The sequence below is a fragment of the Novosphingobium sp. BL-S-20 genome (assembly GCF_055521635.1).
In genome coordinates this window covers 668,663-687,456 of record NZ_CM145493.1, presented here as the reverse complement: position 1 = coordinate 687,456, position 18,794 = coordinate 668,663, and the positions used below count along the sequence as shown (strand labels likewise).

Below are 18,794 nucleotides of genomic sequence, written 5' to 3'. Positions count from 1 at the left end.
GCGGGTTTTTGCTGCATGTGAGCTATGTGTGAGACCAATTAGCGACATATTTGCGCGTCAATCACAAAAATGTAATGCCAATTTGATTTTTGGAATTGAATTTATTTAATACCTATGACAGCCCTGTTGCAGGGCAAGCTTTGGGAAGGGCAAGCCGATTCAACCGCCGAAAACCGCTCCGGCCTGAAATCGAAGCGGTCCGATTGGCTGAGGGAAAATGGGCATGGGAATTTCGCGTCGCGATACCTTGGGGCTTGCCTTGGCCGGAGCGGCCGTCGCCGGAACGGCGCGCGCTGCGGCCCCTGCGAAAAATGCGGGAAATGCGGCTCTCGTGGTCTCAACCTGGGACTTCGGCGCCGCGGCCAATGCCGCTGCCTATAGCCGCTGGAAAGCCGGCGGCACGCTGGTCGATGCGGTCGAGGCCGGCGCACAGGTGCCCGAAGCGGACCTGTCCAACCATTCCGTGGGCATGGGCGGCTATCCCGACCGGGACGGCCATGTCACGCTTGACGCCATCATCATGGACGATCGCGGTCATGCCGGAGCCGTCGCCGCGCTCGAAGGCTATGTCCATGCGATCTCGGTCGCCCGCCGCGTCATGGAGCGCACGCCGCACACGATGCTGGTCGGCGAAGGCGCCGCGCAGTTCGCTCGCGAACAGGGCTTCGCCGCCCAGAACCTGCTGACGCCCGAAGCCGAAGCGGCCTGGAAGGAATGGCTCAAGACCGCGCATTACAAGCCGGTCGCCAATATCGAGAACCAGCGCGGAACGGCGCTCGACCATGACACCATCGGCATTCTCGCACGCAGCCCGGACGGTCGTCTGGCCGGCGCCTGCACGACTTCTGGCATGGCCTTCAAGCTGCGCGGTCGGGTGGGAGACTCCCCGCAAGCGGGTTGCGGCCTGCTGGTCGAACCCGGCGTCGGCGCGGCCACGGCCACCGGCGTGGGCGAGGAAGTGACGCGGATTGCCGGGGCTGCACGAGTGGTCGGCTCGATGCGCATGGGCATGTCCGCCATGGCCGCCTGCCGCGAGGCGGTGGAGCACATCGTCAAGCTGCGCGGCGATGCCGTGAAGGATGCCCAGGTGGCCTTCCTGGCGATCGACAACAAGGGAGAAGTCGGCGCTTTCGCGATCCTGCCCGGCTTCACTTACGCGGTGACCGACGCCAGCGGGCACACCACGGTCCACCCGTCGCAGAGCCTCCGACGCGCCTGAACGAGCGCCTGAACGCAGGGACGCCAATACCCATACCGCAAGAGAACATGCCGGCAACGACCGGCAACGGCTGAGTACAACCTAAATTCGGGCCGAACACGCTTCGAACCGAGAACACATCAGGGAAGAAAAAGGGGTTATCGAATGAGGAAGATTACCAGGATACTGTTGGCGACGACCTGCATTGCAGGCCTTGCCACTCCGGCGCTGGCGCAGGACAATGCACCCGACGATGCCGAAGCGGGCGCAAGCGCCTCCGGCTCGATCGTCGTCACGGGTTCGCGCATCAACCGCCCGAACTCGACGGCTGCAGCACCGATCACCTCGGTCACCAACGAAGCGATCCGCGCCCAGGCCGCGGTCAACATCGAGGAAGTGCTCAACCGCATTCCCCAGATCGCGCCGGACAGCCAGCAGAACTATTCGGACTCCGACGGCCGCCAGCGCATCAAGCTGCGCAACCTCGGCTTCGAGCGCACCCTCACGCTGATCGACGGCAAGCGCGTCGGCACCATGAACGGCGTCGACGCCAACATGATCCCGACCTCGCTGATCAAGCGCGTCGACGTGCTGACCGGCGGCGCCTCGGCGGTCTACGGTTCGGACGCGGTTGCAGGCGTCGTCAACTTCATCATGGATGACGACTTCGAGGGCATCCAGCTCAACGGCAACTACAACTTCTACCTCCACAAGAACAAGCGCACGCTGATCTCGGACGTCGCCAGCCAGTACGGCTTCGACCAGCCCGCGCGCGGCACCGCCATCGACGGCGGACGCAGCGACATCTCGCTGACGGTCGGCAAGAAGCTGTTCGACGGCCGCTTCCACATCAGCGGCTACGTCAACTACCGCGAAGCAGCCCTGGTGCCGTTCTCGGCACGCGAGACGGCAGGTTGCCAGCTGACCGAAACCGTCAAGGACGGCCCGCTCTCCTGCACCACGCAACCCTACACGCCCTATGGCTACATCTCGCCCGGTGCCGGCACGGCCAGCGGCAATCAGTACGTCAACAATCCCGACGGTTCGCGTACTTTCGTTCCGTATAGCGATGCGATGGCCGCCAATCCCTATGACGGATATTCTTTCCAGCGCGCCGACAAGCGCTGGAACGCGGGCGGCTTCACTTCGTTCGAAATCTCCGACGCTGCCGAACTCTACAGCAGCGTCATGTGGTTCCGCGACCGCTCGACCAACCCCTATCCCGCGCGAGTCTTTGCCCCAGGCGCCTACGGCGATGACGCCGAGGGCAATCCACTAAAGTATTATGTAAACTGCAACAATTCTCTGATGTCAGCTTCTCAAGCGCAGACCATCTGCGGTGCGAACGCAGGCACATCAGCGCTTGCGCCAATCGACGTTCGCTACCGCTTCAACAATGCAAACCAGATCGAAGACGTCTACCTTAACAAGGGCCTGCGCGCGACCGCCGGCGTGCGCGGCCAGTTCGCGCAGGGCTGGAGCTACGACGTGGGCGGCGTCTATGCCCGCAACCGCATGGACACGACCTGGGGCCAGCCCGACTACGACCGCGTAAACAACGCGCTCAACGTCGTCAGCGTCAACGGCCAGCTCCAGTGCGCCAGCGGCACGGCAGACGGCTGCCTTCCCTTCGACGCCTTCAGCGCCAATTCGGCAACCAACAATCAGGCACTCTACGACTACCTGACTGCGGGCGGCTTCGGCACCAGCACGACGATCAACTCGCTCTACAACGCGGTTGCCACCGTGCAGGGCGACCTCGCCACTTACGGCATCCAGTCGCCCTGGGCCGAGCAGGGCGTGGCCATCGCCATCGGCGCGGAGTTCCGTGAGGACAAGCTGAAGAGCTATGCCGACGACGTCTGGCGCAACAACGTCGGCGGATCGGACAGCAACCTTTCGCAGCACGTCTGGGAAGGCAACGTCGAACTTCAGGTGCCGATCATCGAGCACAAGCCCTTCGCGGACCTGCTGCAGTTCAACGGCGCATTCCGCATGTCGAAGTACAGCTCGAACCCCGATACCTTCTCGACCTGGAAGGCCGAGGCGATCTGGGCGCCGATTCCGGACATCACGTTCCGCGGCTCGATCAACAAGGCGCAGCGCGCACCGACGGTGGTGGAAGCCTATCAGGGTTCCAACATCAGCTATGACAACATAACTATAGCCTACAACGACATCTGCGCACCGACGGTCACCTACACGACCGATCCAGTCACTGGTCAACGAACTCCGGTCTACGGTGCCCCCGCCGCTTCGCGCGAGGTTTGCACGGCGACTGGTCTTGCAGATAGCCTCTATGGTAGCCCTACCTTGGTCTGCCCCGACGACAGAGGCTGCACGGTTCGCCACGGTGGCTACACGGTCAACCCTGAAACCGCCTATACCAAGACCTTCGGCGTCGTGCTGAAGCCATCGTTCCTGCCGGGTCTCGTCATCTCGGCGGACCGCTTCCTGATCGATCTAAACGACTCGATCGGCTACAACAATTATGACTACTTCTCGAACGGTTGCCTCCAAACTGGCAGCGATTTCTTCTGCTCAGCATTTGTACGCAATGCGGACGGCACACTTTCGAGTCCCAAGGATAGCAACCCGACCACAGGCTATATCCGCGGCGGCACTACCAACTACTACAAGAGCAAGTCGCACGGCTGGGACTTCCAGGGCCAGTACTCGACCGGCCTCGGCAAGTATGGCACTCTCGCGTTGGACTTCGCCGGCTCGCTGACGACGCTGGCGGGCGGCCAGGACTCGCCGATCCTGGCGAAGTACAACTGTGCCGGATACTACGGCGGCACCTGCGGCCAACTGATCCCGAAGTGGACCCACAGCCTGCGCGCCACCTACACGACCGAGGATCGTTTCTTCAACGCCTCGTTCAACTGGCGCTATGTCGGCCCGCTGACCAACGTCAGCAACTCGAACGACCCGGCGCTGGGCGGAACCGCCAGCACCGAGCGCGAAACGTTCTACCGCATCGGCGCGCAGAACTACTTCGACCTCGCGCTGACGTTCCGCGTCGATGCAGCCTATTCGTTCCGCATTTCCGCGAACAATATCTTCGACAAGCTGCCGCCGCTGCTGCCGAACTCGTACGGCTACGGCCTGTCGCGCAGCAACACGCTCTCGGCCCGCTACGACTCGCTCGGTCGCCAGATCGCGGTTGGCGCGACCATCAACTTTTAACATGACACTGCGCCGGAATGCCAAGCGCGTTCCGGCGCAAAAACAACGCCATAATTGCGGCAGTACAGTTCAGATCGAACAAATCACTAATGCGGTCGATCTTATAAACTCAAATTAATTGTAAAATTTTCATTAAGATAGCATTTTTCGAAATGCCTCCTCACTCCAACCTCGCATTATCTTATTATTTATTATTATGGCAGGAGTGCCTTCTATTTTTAAATTTTTTGCAAGATCGCCATCTTTCTTCAGATAATCTCTCACAGCATCACTGTCGCGAAGTTTTATTACAAGCTCTCGACTAAAACCGGCCTTCTCAAGAAAAGCAAAGCCATCCTGCTCATTCGGGTGGGCAATCTCAAGCATTGCAGCTCTAAATCCTCGATAAACTCCTAGACGACTAGCGACAACAGACAGCTTCGCAACATCAATCGAAGATTGTGATATTATCGGCAATTCATGATAAATAATTTTTCTATCCCCTACCAATTCTATAAGACTAGTATGAATAGCCAATTCAGCCGATTTGCAAAACACGCAATTATAATCAGAAAATATTACTATGGGCATCTGAGAGCTTTTGGAATCATTTTCAGAAATTCCTGCAACTATTTCTTTTTTATATTTCTTTATTAGGGCAGTATTTTCAGCTTCATCTGAAGTTGATTTATTTGAATTTCCATTAATAATTGATAAAACAAGCCTAGGATTATTTTTTATATACAAATTTATTCTACTATCTATGTACAGTGGTAGAAATTTTCCCAGCAATATCAAAGAAAATACTAACAGTGCTGCGAAAAACACCCACTCCTTCAGAGATTTATGCACACCAAAGCGTTCATTTTTCAAATGAAACACAACAAACTCCTAAAAACAAACAACACAGACAACTACTAACGTCATTTCACCGCATAATCCGCCCTAACATAAATTTTAATAAATTTTCAATGCCTGCAAAATGTAAATCATATCGTCACGTCATGCGATTAACAATATTTAATTTATAATTAAATCATTGATAATCATCCCCATGTTTGTATTATTGATTCGCACATCAACACTTCATGAAGTGCAAATACAAAGGGATTAAAAAATGAAAATCAAACTTGCATTTTCAGTTTTTGTTGGCGCAGCCTCCTTATCAATAGTAGCACAAGCTCAAACCTCCTCCAACAACTACCAGGCCTGCGTAAATGCATGTCTTAGCCAATATTATGCAGCGATAAACCTTTGCAACCGATCGAGTAATCCTACAGTTTGTACGGAAAAAACTCAGACGGCACTTTCAGAGTGTCGCTACGAATGCGTGCCCGATTAATTAACTAATAATCGGAATCCCTGCTGTCGAATTTAACACAGTGGGGATTCCCTGTAGGCCGAGCCGGAATTTGGCGTAAAATGCTGTTTTGGGTAAGCAAATGAATTTTTCGCCACGCCCGAATGACACCATGTCGTATTGCGCGTTCCGGATGCCCTCTAAGTCTGGTTTTTATTACGCATCCATGCTTTAGCGCCGGTGTTGCAACTTGCCCTAGAGATACTTGTCAGATGCGCTTCCTGTTTCGTGCGATTCTTCTCGTGTTCGCCGCCGCCAGCCTGCCCGCTGCGGCCCAGATCGCGCCGCCCGCCGATCCGGCAACCCAGATCGTGCAGGCCGAAACGGAACTTCGCGCGATCGACCGTGGCCTCGACACCCGGCTCTCTGTCGACGAACGATCGGACTTGCGCGCCAGGGCATCGGCCGCGCAGCAGGCGGCGAAATCGTCCGCCAGTCAGCTCGACGACCAGCTGGCGCTCGTCGATGCCCGCATCGCCGGGCTCGGCCCCGTCACCGAAGGCGTCGCCGAAGCACCCGAAATCCAGCAGCAGCGCAAGCGCCTCGCCAGCGAACGGGCCAAAGTCGATGCCGCAATCAAGCGCGGTCGTCTCGCCGATGTCGAGGCGCAGCAGCTGATCGACGAAATGGATCGCAGCCAGGCGGAACAGCTCAACGAAACGCTGGCCACTCGCCTCGATTCCCCCCTCGCCCCGGCGTTCTGGAGCGAGTTGCTTGCCGCCTTCCCCCGCGATCTTCGCAAGGTGGACCTGTTCCTGTCGCAAGGCGCGGAGCAGATCGCAAAGCACTGGCACGGCGGCCTGCCGTGGCAGGCGCTGCTCGGCATGGTGCTCGCTTTCCTGCTGCTGTTCCCGCTGCGCCTTGCCGCACGCAACCTCGGGCAGCGCCATCTGATCGGCAGCGCGCCGGGCCACCGCATCCGCCGCTCGGTCTTTGCGCTCTGGCGTATCGTCGTCGGCACCATCGCACCGCTGCTCGCAGCCGTGGCGCTCGTGCAGGGCTTCCGCTGGGCAGGCCTATTCCCGGAGCGATGGACCGACCTAACCGGCGGCTTCGTGGCGGCGGCGGGCTTTGCCGCCTTCACCGCCTCTCTCACCGGCGCGCTGCTGATGCGCGGGCAGGCATCCTGGCGCATCCTTCCGATCGGTGACGAGACCGCGGCGAAGATTCGCCCGCTGACCTGGATACTCGCGGGCATCGCTTTCGCGAGCATTCTGGTCGAATCCTTCAACAAGTCCGTCGATGTCAGCCGCGCTACGATCGGCGCCTGGCAGATGGTGGAAGCCCTGCTCCACTTGCTCTGGATCGGCGCCTTCCTGCTGATGCTGGGCCGGATGCGGGCGGCGCGCGCCGCCCGCGAAGAGCAGGGCGACCTGCCGACCGGCGCGGGCCTCGCGATGGTGACGCTGGTGACATGGGCGCTGGTGATTCTCGCCCTGCTCGCGCTTGCGCTGGGCTACGTCAGCCTCAGCCTGTTCACCGCGCGCATCGTCATCTGGCTCGGCATGGTGGGCGGCGCACTCTATCTGCTGCTGGGCACGGCCGACGATGCCGCGACCCTGCTGTTCAACCGCGACAGCAGGCTCGGCATTGCGCTGGTACGCAGCGTCGGCCTGCGCGGCAGCCTGGTCGACCAGTTCGGCGTGCTCGTCTCGGGCGTGCTGCGCCTCACGCTGGTCCTGCTGGCGCTCGCCATGCTGATGCAGCCCTTCGGCGGCGGTGACGGCATCGGCAGCGTCTTCAGCCGTGTCGCCACGGCAGCGCAGGGCATCGACATCGGCGGCGTGGCGATTTCGCCGGGCGCGATCCTGCGTGCCATCGTCGTGCTGACGATCGGCCTAGCCCTCGTCCGCGCCTTCATGAGCTGGCTGGAAAAGCGCTACCTGCCCGCCACCGACCTCGACGGATCGGCGCAGAACTCGGCCAGCCTGGTCGCGCGCTACGTCGGCATTGCCTTGGCAATCATCTGGGCGCTGGCCTCGCTCGGCATCGGCGTGGAGCGCATCGCCCTGCTGCTCTCCGCCCTCTCGGTCGGCATCGGCTTCGGCCTTCAGGCGATCACCCAGAACTTCGTCTCGGGCCTCATCCTGCTGGCCGAGCGCCCGATCAAGATCGGCGACTGGGTCCGCGTCGGCACCGACGAAGGCGACGTGAAGCGCATCAGCGTGCGCTCCACCGAAATCACCCTGGCCGACCACTCGACGCTGATCGTTCCCAATTCGGAACTCATCACCAAGTCAGTGCTGAACAAGACGCTCTCCAGCCCGCTCGGCCGCATCCAGATCCAGTTCTCGGTCACGCTGGGCACCGATATCGACACCGTGCTGGGCATCGTGCTGGGTACATTCGCCGGGGAGAGCGCGGTGATCGAGACGCCCGCGCCTGCCGCCTACATCGACTCCATCACCGACGGACGGGTCTTCTTCAACTGCTTCGCTCATGTCGGCTCCCCGCGCGACGTGTACCGCGCCCGCAGCCGGATCTTCATCGAGCTGCTCCGGCGCTTCGCCAAGGCCGGGATCGATATCGGCACCGCCGCGCAGCGCCTCGAACTTGCGCCGGGCGAGCACTTGTCCTTCGCGCCGCCGGAAGCCGCCGACCCCGCCGGTTGAGGCGGAACCATCGGCCAGTTCGCGCGCTATTTTCGGCAAAGGAGATCACGATATGCTGGGCAAGATCATCGGAGGAATCGCGGGCAAGCGCATCGCCAAACACGTATCGGGCGTGGACGAGACCGGCGGCGCGATCGCCGGGGTCGTGGCCGCGACGGTGCTGCGCCGCTTCGGGCTGGCCGGGATCGCCGCGGCCGCGCTCGGCGGCTATGCCGCGAAGAAGATCGCCGAGAAGCGCCGGGGTGGCAAAGCGCCTTGACGCGTTCGTTTGCATCGAAGCAGATGCAAAAAGCACAATCCCATGAACTCCAATCGCACGGGACCGGCCGGTTGCGGGCGCGCCTCATGGTCCCGATATGACCGGGCCGGCCGGTTCGCCCGCCGCGCGTAAAGGAGTTCTTTGATGGCCTATCCGGATACCCAGCTTTTCATCAATGGCGAATGGCGCGATGCCGCCGATGGTAAAACGCTGGCGGTGGAGAACCCCGCCACCGGACAGGAAATCGGCCGCGTCGCCCATGCCGGTCGCGCCGACCTCGACCGGGCGCTGGAGGCCGTGGATCGCGGCTTCGAGGTCTGGCGCGACTACACCCCCGCGCAGCGCAGCACGATCATGCGCAAGGCCGCCGCCCTGATGCGCGAGCGCGCCGACGAGATCGCCCGCGTGATGACGCAGGAACAGGGCAAGCCGCTGATCGAGGCCAGGGGCGAGGCGATGGCCGCCGCCGACATCATCGAATGGTTCGCGGAAGAAGGCTTCCGCGTCTACGGCCGCCTGGTCCCGCATCGCAGCGACATCACCGTGCGCCAGATGGTCATCAAGGACCCGGTCGGCCCGGTCGCCGCCTTCACGCCGTGGAACTTCCCGATCAACCAGGTGGTCCGCAAGATCGGCGCCGGTCTCGCCGCCGGATGCTCGATGATCGTCAAGGCACCAGAGGAAACCCCGGCCAGCCCCGCCGCCCTGATCCGCGCCTTCCAGGACGCGGGCATCCCCGAGGGCGTGCTCAACCTGGTCTACGGCAATCCCGCCGAGATTTCCGAATACCTGATCGCCAGCCCGGTGATCCGCAAGATCACTTTCACCGGCTCCACCCCGGTCGGCAAGCTGCTCGCCGCGCAGGCGGGCAAGTACATGAAGCGCGTGTCGATGGAACTCGGCGGCCATGCCCCGGTCATCGTCTGCGAGGATGCCAATATCGACCTTGCGGTACGCAGCGCCGGTCGCGCCAAGTTCCGCAATGCCGGTCAGGTCTGCATCTCGCCGACGCGCTTCCTAGTCCACAACAGCGTCAAGGAACAGTTCGCCGAAGCTCTGGCCGAACTGGCCAAGGGCGTCGTCGTGGGTGACGGTCTGGACGAGGGCACGCAGATGGGGCCGCTCGCCAACAACCGCCGCCTTGCCGCCATGGCCGAATTCCAGCAGGACGCCGTGGCGCGCGGCGCCCGCGTGCTGGCAGGCGGCGCACGCATCGGCGAGGCGGGCAACTTCTGGCAGCCCACCGTGCTCGCCGACGTGCCGCTCGACGCCCGCCTGTTCAACGACGAGCCGTTCGGCCCGGTCGCAGGCATTCGCGGCTTCGACAAGCTGGAGGAAGCGATTGCCGAGGCCAACCGCCTCTCGTTCGGGCTGGCAGGCTATGCCTTCATCCGCTCGCTGGCCAATGCCGACCTGCTGACCCGGCGCGTCGAAGTGGGCATGCTCTGGGTGAACACGCCCGCGGCCTCCACGGCGGAACTGCCCTTCGGCGGGATCAAGGATTCCGGCTACGGCACCGAAGGCGGTCCCGAAGCACTAGACAACTACCTCAACACCCGCGCGGTCGTGATCGCGAACGTCTGATTGACAGAAGAGCCGCTCCGCAAGGGGCGGCTCTTTTCCCTCCGCGCATTACCGGAACGTATATTCCAGCCCCACCGCGCCGCTCCACTGATTGCGGTTGCCGACATCGGCAACGAGTGGCGACCGTGCATAAGCGCCGAGCAATCGCTGATAGCCACCGGTAATGAAGACTCCCACGCCGTGGAGCAGGTTGCCGGAAATCGAATGCACGGCCATCGTGCTGAGGTTCCAGTCCTTCCACCCGGCCCGGTCGGCCCCGTCATAGGCCGGAAGCCCGCTCGCCAGACTGCCTGCGTCGTCCACGTCGTAATAATAGCGTCCGAATCCCCGCCCCACATAGTCGGCGGAAGCGGAGAACGAAACGAAGGCATGCTCGGACAGCGGCGTATCGTAATCGATCTCGGGGCTGGCGACATAGCTGGAATGGGCGCCCGCCACATCGTGCTGCCAGGACATGCTGAGCGAGAGCGTATCGTAGGGGCTGGTCAGGACGCCGGTGCGCTGGACGCCGATCGAACCGCCCAGTTCCACCGCCTTGTCGAGCTTGCCCAGCGCACGCACCGCCGGATTGCCGAAGGCCCCGGTCCGCTCCAGCCGCAGCGCCGCCAGCGGGCCGAGTTCCAGCTTCCAGCCGGGCTTGCCGGAAGACGGTACGGCATCGACATAGATCGCCGTCCCCTGGGTATTGAAGCTGATCCCGGAGACTTCCCCCTGCACCGCCGCCATCGGCACGATCCGGGAACTGTCGGAGCCGACATAAGTCGGGGTGGAAGCAATGCCCAGCCCCACCGAGACCCGGTCGCCGCCGATCTTCAGGTCGTCCGGTCGGCCCGACACGTCCTGCGCCGCGGCGGGCCGGGCGCCCAAACCCGTCGCAGCGGCGCAGACCACTAACGCATGAAATGCAGCAATCGCGGTTTTGCGCCGCAGCGGGCGTCTGTGCAGGATGACCATGGCCGCCGCTTTCGCAGGTGGCAGCTTGCCCTTGCGTGGCGGCTCCATGAAATCACCGTAACGAACTCAGGCCCGTGCCAGCGCATGGTCCAGCGCCGCGCAGACCGCCGCGACTTGCGCCGCGTTGCATTCCTCCGGCGTGGTGCGGGGGCTGTCGGGATAGACTTCGGTGGTCGTCGTGAAGCGCGCACCGGTTACCGATGCGCACATGGCGTAGCGCGCCTGCGGATATTCGATCACGCCATGCGCGACCACCGGCGTGCCGATGATATCGCCGTTGCCGTCCGGCGGGGCGATATGCGTGACATTTGCCACCGCCGCGATGATCGCCTGCTGGAACTCCGGCTGCGGGTTTTCGGCATCGTCGACGAGGTAGAAACCGTCGGGCACCACGTCCGGCTCGTAGGCCTTGCCGTCGCGCGCGGAAAGGGCGGGACGGAACTCGCCTTCGTCGCTGTCGGTGGTCTCGTGCAGGTCGATATGGAGCAGGAACGGACCCGGCTGCGCGGCGACGAGATCGATCAGCGCCGCCGCTTCCCCGGCCTCGCTGCCCGCACGGAAGCTGCGATTGGGATCGATCGCATCGTAGTTCCAGCGGTTGATCCGCTCGTAGCCCCAGGGGCTGACGCAAGGCGCAACCAGCAGATTGACCTTGCCCGCATAGTCGCCCCCACGCTTTTCGAGGAATTCGAGCGCGCCCATCACGCCGCTGGTCTCGTAGCCATGGACGCCGCCGGTCACGAGCGCACTCGGCAGGGCGGGATCGTAAGCGGGGCTGCGCAGGGCGAAGAGCGTGTAGCGCTCCCCCGCATAGTCGAGCGCGCCATAGGCGATCCGCTCATAGCGCTGCGCGAGGGCCTCGATGCGCGGCACCACGTCCTCGTCGTAGCGGCGGCGGCGGATTTGCCGCGCGCGCCACTCGTCGCGCTCCACCGCGCCCCAGGGCTGGCCGGGCGTGCCGATCGGATAGAATGCAGTGTCGGTCATGGTGTTCTCGCTGAAAAGGGCAAACGGCGCGGCCTCCCGCTTTCGGAATCGCCGCCGGGCCTGCTCTAGGGCCTGTGGGGATTCAGTCCAGGTGGAGCCGAGAATGGTGGGCTTTCGTGACCCGGAGCGCAGCGTACTTTAGGTACGTGAGCACCGGAAGCGCGAAAGGCCGCCGTTCGCAGGCCCGCATGGGCTGAAGCCCCGCAGGCCCTAGCGGAGATGCCCTGCACTCGGCAAAGACCTTTGCATCCCGCCTCTTGCCATCCTTTTGCAACTGCACAATAGTATCGGCGTGAACGAAGCGATCGTCGATCCCGTCCCCGCCGGCACCGGTCCCTCGGTGACCCTGCCGGCACGCCCCGAACCGATCCGGCTGCACCCGGACAGCACCGCGATCATCGTCGTCGACATGCAGAACGCCTATGCCAGCAAAGGCGGCTATGTGGACGAGGCCGGGTTCGATGTCGGCCCCGCCGCCGAGACCATCGGCAAAGTCGCCGAAGTGCTGGACCTCGCCCGCCGCGCCGGAATGCCGGTGATCTTCCTCCAGAACGGCTGGGACGCGGACTATGCCGAAGCGGGAACTCCGCAATCGCCCAACTGGCACAAGTCCAACGCCCTCAAGACGATGCGCAAACGGCCGGAACTCGCCGGAAAGTTCCTCGCCCGCGGCGGCTGGGACTACGAACTGGTCGAGGCACTCACCCCGCACGAAGGAGACCTGCGCGTCCACAAGCCGCGCTATTCGGCCTTCTTCAACTCGCAGCTCGATTCCGTGCTGCGCGCACGCGGCATCCGCACGCTGGTCTTCACCGGTATCGCCACCAATGTCTGCGTCGAATCCACCCTGCGCGACGGCTTCCACCTCGAATATTTCGGCGTAGTGCTGGACGACGCGGTGCATCACCTCGGGCCGGACTTCATCCGCGAGGCCAGCCTCTACAATATCGAGAAGTTCTTCGGCTGGGTGAGCAACGTGGCCGATTTCCGCACCGCCGTCGGCCAGTTGCCGCCAAAGGAGTCGTGATGCCTTTCGAAGCGATCAATCCGCCGCAGTTCCCCACTCCCATCGCGCCCTATTCGGCAGGCACGAAAGCGGGAAACACGGTTTATGTCTCGGGCATGCTGGCGCTCGGCGAAGGCGGTACGGTGCTGCATGTAGGCGACGCCGCCGCGCAGACGCGCCACATTCTGGAGGCGATCAGGATCACCGTGGAAGCGGCGGGCGGCACGATGGCCGACGTGGCCATGAACCATATCTTCCTGAAGGACTTGGCCGACTATGCCGCCTTCAACGCGGTCTATGCCGAGTATTTCCCCGGCGCCAAACCCGCGCGCTACTGCATAAAGTGCGAGTTGGTGAAGCCGGACTGCCTGGTCGAGATCGCCTCGGTCGCCCATCTTGGCTGAAGCGACTGGGTCCTACGAAGCGGCTGGGCTCTACTACGAAACCCACGGCAGCGCCGATGCCCCGCCGCTGATCCTGTCCAGCGGCCTCGGCGGTTCGGCCGCTTACTGGGCGCCGAACCTTGCCGCCCTCGCCGCCGGGTTCCGCGTCATCACCTACGATCATCGCGGCACCGGACGCAGCGACCGCACCTTGCCGGAAAGCACCTCGGTCGAAGAGATGGCGCGCGACGTCATCCTGCTGATGGACACCCTCGGCATCGCGCGCGCCCATTTCATCGGCCATGCGCTGGGCGGCGCGATCGGCATCGAGACCGCGATCCGCACCGGACGGATCGACCGCCTCGTCGTCGTCAACGGCTGGCGCACGCTCTCCCCGCATACCCGCCGCTGCTTCGCCGCCCGCCTCGCCCTGCTGCACGGCGCCGGACCGCAGGCCTTCCTCGAAGCCCAGCCGCTGTTCCTCTTCCCGCCCGACTGGATCGCCGCGCAAGACAAGGCGCTGGAAGCCGAGCTTGCGCATCATCTCGCCCAGTTCCCCGGCGTGGAGACCACCGAAAAGCGCATCGCCGCCGTACAGGCCTATGCCCCCGATCCTGCCGGTCTCGCAGCGCTGGACAGCCTGCTCGCCATCGCCACCCGCGACGATTTCCTCGTCCCCTGCAACACCGCGCGCGATTTGGCCGCACCCGTGGCCCATGCACAGGTCGCCCTGTTCGACTGGGGCGGCCATGCCTGCAACATGACCGATCCGGAAAGATTCAACCGCCTCGTCCTCGATTTTCTCAGGAGCAGCTAGTCATGCAGGTCGGCGTTTTCGTTCCCATCAACAACAACGGCTGGCTGATCAGCGAGAACGCCCCGCAATACAAACCGAGCTTCGACCTCAACAAGGAAATCGCCCAGCGCGCCGAGAAGTACGGCCTCGATTTCCTTCTCTCGATGATCAAGCTGCGCGGCTTCGGCGGCAAGACCGAGTTCTGGGAATACGGCCTCGAAAGCTTCACGCTGATGGCGGGCCTCGCCGCCGTGACCGAGAAGATCAAGATCTTCGCCACCTGCCCCACGCTCATCATCCCGCCCGCTTTCGCGGCGCGCATGTGCAACACCATCGACAGCATCAGCCACGGCCGCTTCGGCCTCAACCTCATCACCGGCTGGCAGCCGCCCGAGTACACCCAGATGGGCCTCTGGCCGGGCGACGAGCATTTCCGCAACCGCTACGAAGTGCTCGGCGAATATGCGCAGGTCCTGCGCGAACTCTGGGAGACCGGCCGCTCCGACTTCAAGGGGAAGTATTACCAGATGGACGACTGCCTCGTCCGTCCCCAGCCCGAAGCGGACATGAAGATCATCTGCGCCGGCTCGTCGGACGCGGGCCTCGCGTTCTCGGCGCAGTGGGCGGACTATGCCTTCTGCCTCGGCAAGGGCGTCAACACCCCGACCGCTTTCGCCTTCAACAACGAGCGCCTTGCGAAGTTCACGGCGGCGAGCGGGCGCGAAGTCTCGGTCTTCGTCCTCGTCATGGTGATCGCCGCCGAGACCGACGAAGAAGCCATGGCCAAGTGGAAGAGCTACAACGACGGCGTCGATATCGAGGCCATCGCCTGGCTCGCCGACCAGGGTGCCAAGGACACCGTCAACACCGATACCAACGTGCGCCAGCTCGCCGCGCCGGAGGGGGCGGTGAACATCAACATGGGCACACTGGTCGGCAGCTACGAAAGCGTGGCGCGGATGCTCGACGAAATGGCCGAAGTGCCCAATACCGGCGGCGTCCTGCTGACGTTCGACGACTTCATCGAGGGCGTGGAAGCGTTCGGCACCCACATCCAGCCCCTGATGAAAAGCCGCGCGGCAGGTTAAAGCTCGCCCGCCGCGAAGCCCAGCGCGGACAGCAGGGCGGCGCGCGCGCTGCGGCAGCGGTGCCAGAGGTCCGGCTCGCCGAGATCGTCCGGCGCGATGCTTTCCGGCCATTCGCGTTCGATCACCGCCTCGATCCGGTCGCAGGCGCTTTCATCGAGCAGGAAGCGCGGATCGATCGCGGCATGGGCCTCCTCGCTCACCGCGACACGCAGGCGCAGACAGGCCGGACCGCCGCCGTTGCGCATCGATTCCCGCACATCGACGACTTCGAGACGGCGGATCGGATTGCCCTCCGCCGCCCGCACTTCCTCAAGCCAAGTCCACACGGCATGCGCCTCGCGGGCCTCCTGCGGCAGGATCAGCGCCATCTCCCCGCCTACCAGCGTGACGAGCTGCGAATTGAACAGGTAGGTCCGGATCGCAAGGTCGAGGCCGATCCGCGCGGCCGGAGCCTCGACGATCACCGCACCGGGCGCCCGCTGCCGCACGGCGGCATATACGGCATCGCGGTCGGCGAAGGCCTGCTCGTGGGTGAAGAGGACATTCTCGTTGGCGACCGCGACCACGTCGTTGTGGAACGCCCCCGCCGCAATGGCGACCTCGCTCTGCCGCACCAGTTCGACCGCCGACAGACCGTGGCGGCGGGCGACGGCGGCGCTGGCCGCGCGGTGCTGGCGGGCCGGGAAGGGTGTGCCACCGCCTGCCGGTCGCTCGCCATAGACGAAGACCTCCAGCCCGCGCGCGGCATGGTCGGTGCCGAGGCGCATGAAGTTGGCAGCCCCCTCGTCACCGAGACCGGCGGGTAGCGCCGGATGCACAGCGAAGAACCGCTCGTCCGCGAAAGCCAGGCGAAGCTGGCGCAAGGTCTGCGTGTGCTCGATGCTGCGGTGGAGCATCGTCGAAAGGTTGGCGACACTGAAATGGCAGCGTCCGTCGGCGGTGTCCGGCGCGGGTGAGACCGTGGCGGCATTCGCCGTCCACATGGCCGAGGCCGAGAAGGCATTGCGCAGCAGCGCCGGTTCGCGGCTCCAGGCCTCGCGCAGCACGGCATCGTCATCGCCCGCAAAGCCCAGCGCTCGCAGCCACGCGGTATCGGGCCGCTCGTGGGGCAGCAGCAGCCCTTGCGGCAGGCCGAGCGCCAGCATCCGCCGCATCTTGCCCACGCCCTGCAAGGCCGCCGTGCGCGGCGCCGAAACCGCTCCGGCATTGCTGGCCGAAGCGATATTGCCCAGCGAAAGCCCGGCGTAGTTGTGGCTGGGGCCGACCAGCCCGTCGAAGTTGATCTCGCGCATCGGTTCCGCCATTTCCTTCAAGGGCCTTCATGCAGATTTGGCATGATCGGGGATTTTCTTTCGCGTAAAAAGCCCAAAACCGCGCATGAGCTTGTGAGTTTCCGGAATGAACCATGATGACCGCCGCCGCCTTCCGCCGATGGCCATGCTGCACTGCTTCGAGGCGGCGGCCCGGCTCGGTTCGTTCTCGCGCGCGGCGCAGGCGCTGGGCCTCACGCAAAGCGCGGTGAGCCGCCATGTCGCCAACCTCGAACAGTGGCTCGGCGTCACCCTGTTCGACCGCAACGGCCGCCGCATCGCGCTGAATGCCGAAGGGCGGCAGTTCGACGAAGACCTCGCCCCCGCGCTCGACGCCATCCGGCGCGCGACCGGGCGGCTCATGGAACCCGAGCCCGAACATGTCGTCGAACTGGCCGTGCTCCCCGGCTTCGGCATGCGCTGGCTGGCGCCGCGACTGCCCCGCCTCAGCCGCAAGCACCCCGAACTCGTCGTCAACATCACCGCGCGAACCGACATCTTCGATTTCGCCCGCGAACCGTTCCACGCCGCGATCCACGTCGGCGCCCCCGACTGGCCCGGCGCGCAGCACGACCTGCTGTTTCCAGAGAGCGTCGTCCCCGTCGTCTCCCCGGCCCTTCGCGATCTTGAGGGCATCGCCGCGCCGGAGGACCTCCTGCGCATCCCCCTCCTCGTGCAGTCCCTGCGCCGCGATGCCTGGTCGCGGTGGTTCGCGCTGTTCGACTTGCCGGGGCCGGAAATCGGCACCCTACCCAGCATCGACCAATTCCTGATGCTCGCACAGGCCGTGAAAGCGGGCGGCGGCGCTGCCTTGATCCCGAGTTTTCTGATCGAACCCGAACTCGAAAGCGGTGAACTCGTCGTCCCGGTCGATAGGCCTCTAACCGAAGACCGCAGCTACTGGCTGGCCTGGCCCGAAGCGCCTCGTCAGACCCGCGCGCTGGCATGCTTCCGCCAATGGCTGACAGACGAATGTCTATCTGAATGCGCCGGAGAAAGTCATGCAATAGCAGAGATTTAATCGAATTTTCGATCGACAAGTATCCCGGCATCATGAAGATTATTTCTTCGCTCCACGCGATTCGTGTAAATCCTGATCCCGGAGGCTCGGCAATGGCGATTTCTCTCTTTGCGCTTGCACTGTTGCAGGCCGGCGCAGGCGATATCGATCCGGGCATCACCGTGACTGCGGATTCGTCCTGGGAAACCGCGCAAAAGTTCGTGACCCAGATCGAGTCTGTCTCGCAGCTCAATGACGAACCCCTCGCCCGCTATACCGATCCCGTCTGCGTCGGTAGCGCGGGACTTCCCGCTGAAGCGGCGCAGGTCATCGTCGACCGGGTCAGCGAAGTCGCCGCGTCGGTCGGCCTGCGCATCGGCGCCCCCGGCTGCGCGCCGAATCTGATGGTGGTGTTCGACACGGACACGCCTGCCGCGGTGCAACGCCTGAGCGAGAGCCGGTCGCGCGCGGTCGCCAGCCAGTCCCGAGACGACATCCGCCGGATCGTCGATGAGGCAGGGCAGGCCCGCGCCTGGACGGAAGTGGCGGTGCGGAGCCGCGACGGAGATCGTCCAGGCCAGGAAACCCAGGACACTCCAAACCTCCCTCCAACGCTCAAAGTCTCGACATCGACGCGGTTTTCCTTGCCCATCCGGAGCGACATCCTCAGCGCGACAGTGCTGATCGAGCGAGACGCCGTCGCGGATCGCAGCCTGACGCAGATCGCCGACTATGCCGCAATGCGTGCGCTGACCGGCGCCCGCAGCCGCGCCGAACTCGGCGCAAGCTCGATCCTCTCGCTGTTCACGCCGCAAGGCGACAGCCGGGCGCCGGAGGAACTCACCTCGCTCGACCGGGGCTATCTCAAAGGACTCTATTCGGGCCGCAGCGACCTCTGGCCGATGACCAAGCGAGACTATATCGCCCGGTCAATCGTGCGCGAACGCCTGGAAGGTGGCCCGGAATAGGCCCTCCCGACACTGGGGCATGTCCTTAAGGGCCACCGATACGAACCGATCACGGCGCGACGATGCGTTCGGCAGTCCCGATGGAAGGCATCGGAGGGTCGGTCTCCCCCCTTGGCAACCG

The 18,794-nt window shown here is 63.5% G+C and carries 15 protein-coding genes; 11 read left to right on the top strand and 4 right to left on the bottom strand.

The window, feature by feature from the left end; translation table 11 throughout:
- The first annotated feature begins 223 nt into the window (after positions 1–223).
- Positions 224–1,219: a N(4)-(beta-N-acetylglucosaminyl)-L-asparaginase gene (locus tag ACZ1II_RS03080; protein ID WP_465144336.1), complete on the top strand. Its 996-nt coding sequence runs from the start codon at positions 224–226 to the stop codon at positions 1,217–1,219.
- 144 nt (positions 1,220–1,363) lie between these two features.
- Positions 1,364–4,387, top strand: a complete 3,024-nt coding sequence (locus ACZ1II_RS03075) for a TonB-dependent receptor domain-containing protein (RefSeq protein ID WP_465144335.1) — start codon at positions 1,364–1,366, stop codon at positions 4,385–4,387.
- 132 nt (positions 4,388–4,519) lie between these two features.
- On the opposite strand, the gene ACZ1II_RS03070 is transcribed toward ACZ1II_RS03075, so the two are convergent.
- Positions 4,520–5,248, bottom strand: coding sequence for a DsbA family protein (locus ACZ1II_RS03070; RefSeq protein ID WP_465144334.1), 729 nt, complete (start codon positions 5,246–5,248; stop codon positions 4,520–4,522).
- A 690-nt stretch (positions 5,249–5,938) separates the two neighbouring features.
- Between ACZ1II_RS03070 and ACZ1II_RS03065 the strand changes: the two genes are divergently transcribed.
- From ACZ1II_RS03065 to ACZ1II_RS03055, 3 genes are all read left to right on the top strand, one after another.
- Complete coding sequence (locus ACZ1II_RS03065) at positions 5,939–8,338, top strand: DUF3772 domain-containing protein (RefSeq protein WP_465144333.1); 2,400 nt, start codon at positions 5,939–5,941, stop codon at positions 8,336–8,338.
- Between the two features lie 52 nt (positions 8,339–8,390).
- Positions 8,391–8,597: a hypothetical protein gene (locus tag ACZ1II_RS03060; protein ID WP_465144332.1), complete on the top strand. Its 207-nt coding sequence runs from the start codon at positions 8,391–8,393 to the stop codon at positions 8,595–8,597.
- 144 nt (positions 8,598–8,741) lie between these two features.
- Positions 8,742–10,181 (top strand): NAD-dependent succinate-semialdehyde dehydrogenase, encoded by a 1,440-nt coding sequence (locus tag ACZ1II_RS03055; RefSeq protein ID WP_465144331.1) that lies wholly within the window; start codon positions 8,742–8,744, stop codon positions 10,179–10,181.
- A gap of 48 nt (positions 10,182–10,229) precedes the next feature.
- Here the strand turns inward: ACZ1II_RS03055 and ACZ1II_RS03050 are convergent, their stop codons facing one another.
- Positions 10,230–11,183, bottom strand: a complete 954-nt coding sequence (locus ACZ1II_RS03050) for a MipA/OmpV family protein (protein WP_465144330.1) — start codon at positions 11,181–11,183, stop codon at positions 10,230–10,232.
- Positions 11,184–11,201: 18 nt separating this feature from the next.
- A complete protein-coding gene (locus tag ACZ1II_RS03045) occupies positions 11,202–12,122 on the bottom strand; it encodes a M14 family metallopeptidase (RefSeq protein ID WP_465144329.1) in 921 nt (306 codons plus the stop codon).
- A 292-nt stretch (positions 12,123–12,414) separates the two neighbouring features.
- Here ACZ1II_RS03045 and rutB point away from each other — a divergent pair, with 292 nt between their 5' ends.
- Genes rutB through rutA form a run of 4 tightly spaced genes read left to right on the top strand, consistent with a single transcriptional unit; the run spans position 12,415 to position 15,395 of the window.
- The gene (rutB, locus tag ACZ1II_RS03040) at positions 12,415–13,149 is read left to right on the top strand and encodes a pyrimidine utilization protein B (protein WP_465144328.1); all 735 of its coding nucleotides are present in this window, start codon (positions 12,415–12,417) and stop codon (positions 13,147–13,149) included.
- The gene (gene rutC, locus ACZ1II_RS03035) at positions 13,149–13,532 is read left to right on the top strand and encodes a pyrimidine utilization protein C (RefSeq protein ID WP_465144327.1); all 384 of its coding nucleotides are present in this window, start codon (positions 13,149–13,151) and stop codon (positions 13,530–13,532) included. Before rutB ends, rutC begins: the two co-directional genes overlap by 1 nt.
- Positions 13,525–14,328: a pyrimidine utilization protein D gene (rutD, locus tag ACZ1II_RS03030; RefSeq protein ID WP_465144326.1), complete on the top strand. Its 804-nt coding sequence runs from the start codon at positions 13,525–13,527 to the stop codon at positions 14,326–14,328. The genes rutC and rutD overlap by 8 nt, the downstream gene beginning before the upstream one ends.
- A 2-nt stretch (positions 14,329–14,330) precedes the next feature.
- The gene (gene rutA / locus ACZ1II_RS03025) at positions 14,331–15,395 is read left to right on the top strand and encodes a pyrimidine utilization protein A (protein WP_465144325.1); all 1,065 of its coding nucleotides are present in this window, start codon (positions 14,331–14,333) and stop codon (positions 15,393–15,395) included.
- Here the strand turns inward: rutA and ACZ1II_RS03020 are convergent.
- Positions 15,392–16,699 carry an N-succinylarginine dihydrolase gene (locus ACZ1II_RS03020; protein WP_465144324.1) on the bottom strand — a complete coding sequence of 436 codons (1,308 nt, stop codon included), beginning with the start codon at positions 16,697–16,699 and terminating at the stop codon, positions 15,392–15,394. The two genes, rutA and ACZ1II_RS03020, sit on opposite strands and share 4 nt — an antisense overlap.
- Before the next feature lie 94 nt (positions 16,700–16,793).
- On the opposite strand from ACZ1II_RS03020, the gene ACZ1II_RS03015 reads away from it, so the two are divergent.
- Both ACZ1II_RS03015 and ACZ1II_RS03010 read left to right on the top strand, forming a co-directional pair.
- Positions 16,794–17,726, top strand: a complete 933-nt coding sequence (locus ACZ1II_RS03015) for a LysR substrate-binding domain-containing protein (RefSeq protein WP_465144323.1) — start codon at positions 16,794–16,796, stop codon at positions 17,724–17,726.
- 92 nt (positions 17,727–17,818) lie between these two features.
- Entirely contained in the window at positions 17,819–18,673 is an 855-nt protein-coding gene (locus tag ACZ1II_RS03010; RefSeq protein ID WP_465144322.1) for a hypothetical protein, read from the top strand.
- Positions 18,674–18,794: the final 121 nt, after the last annotated feature.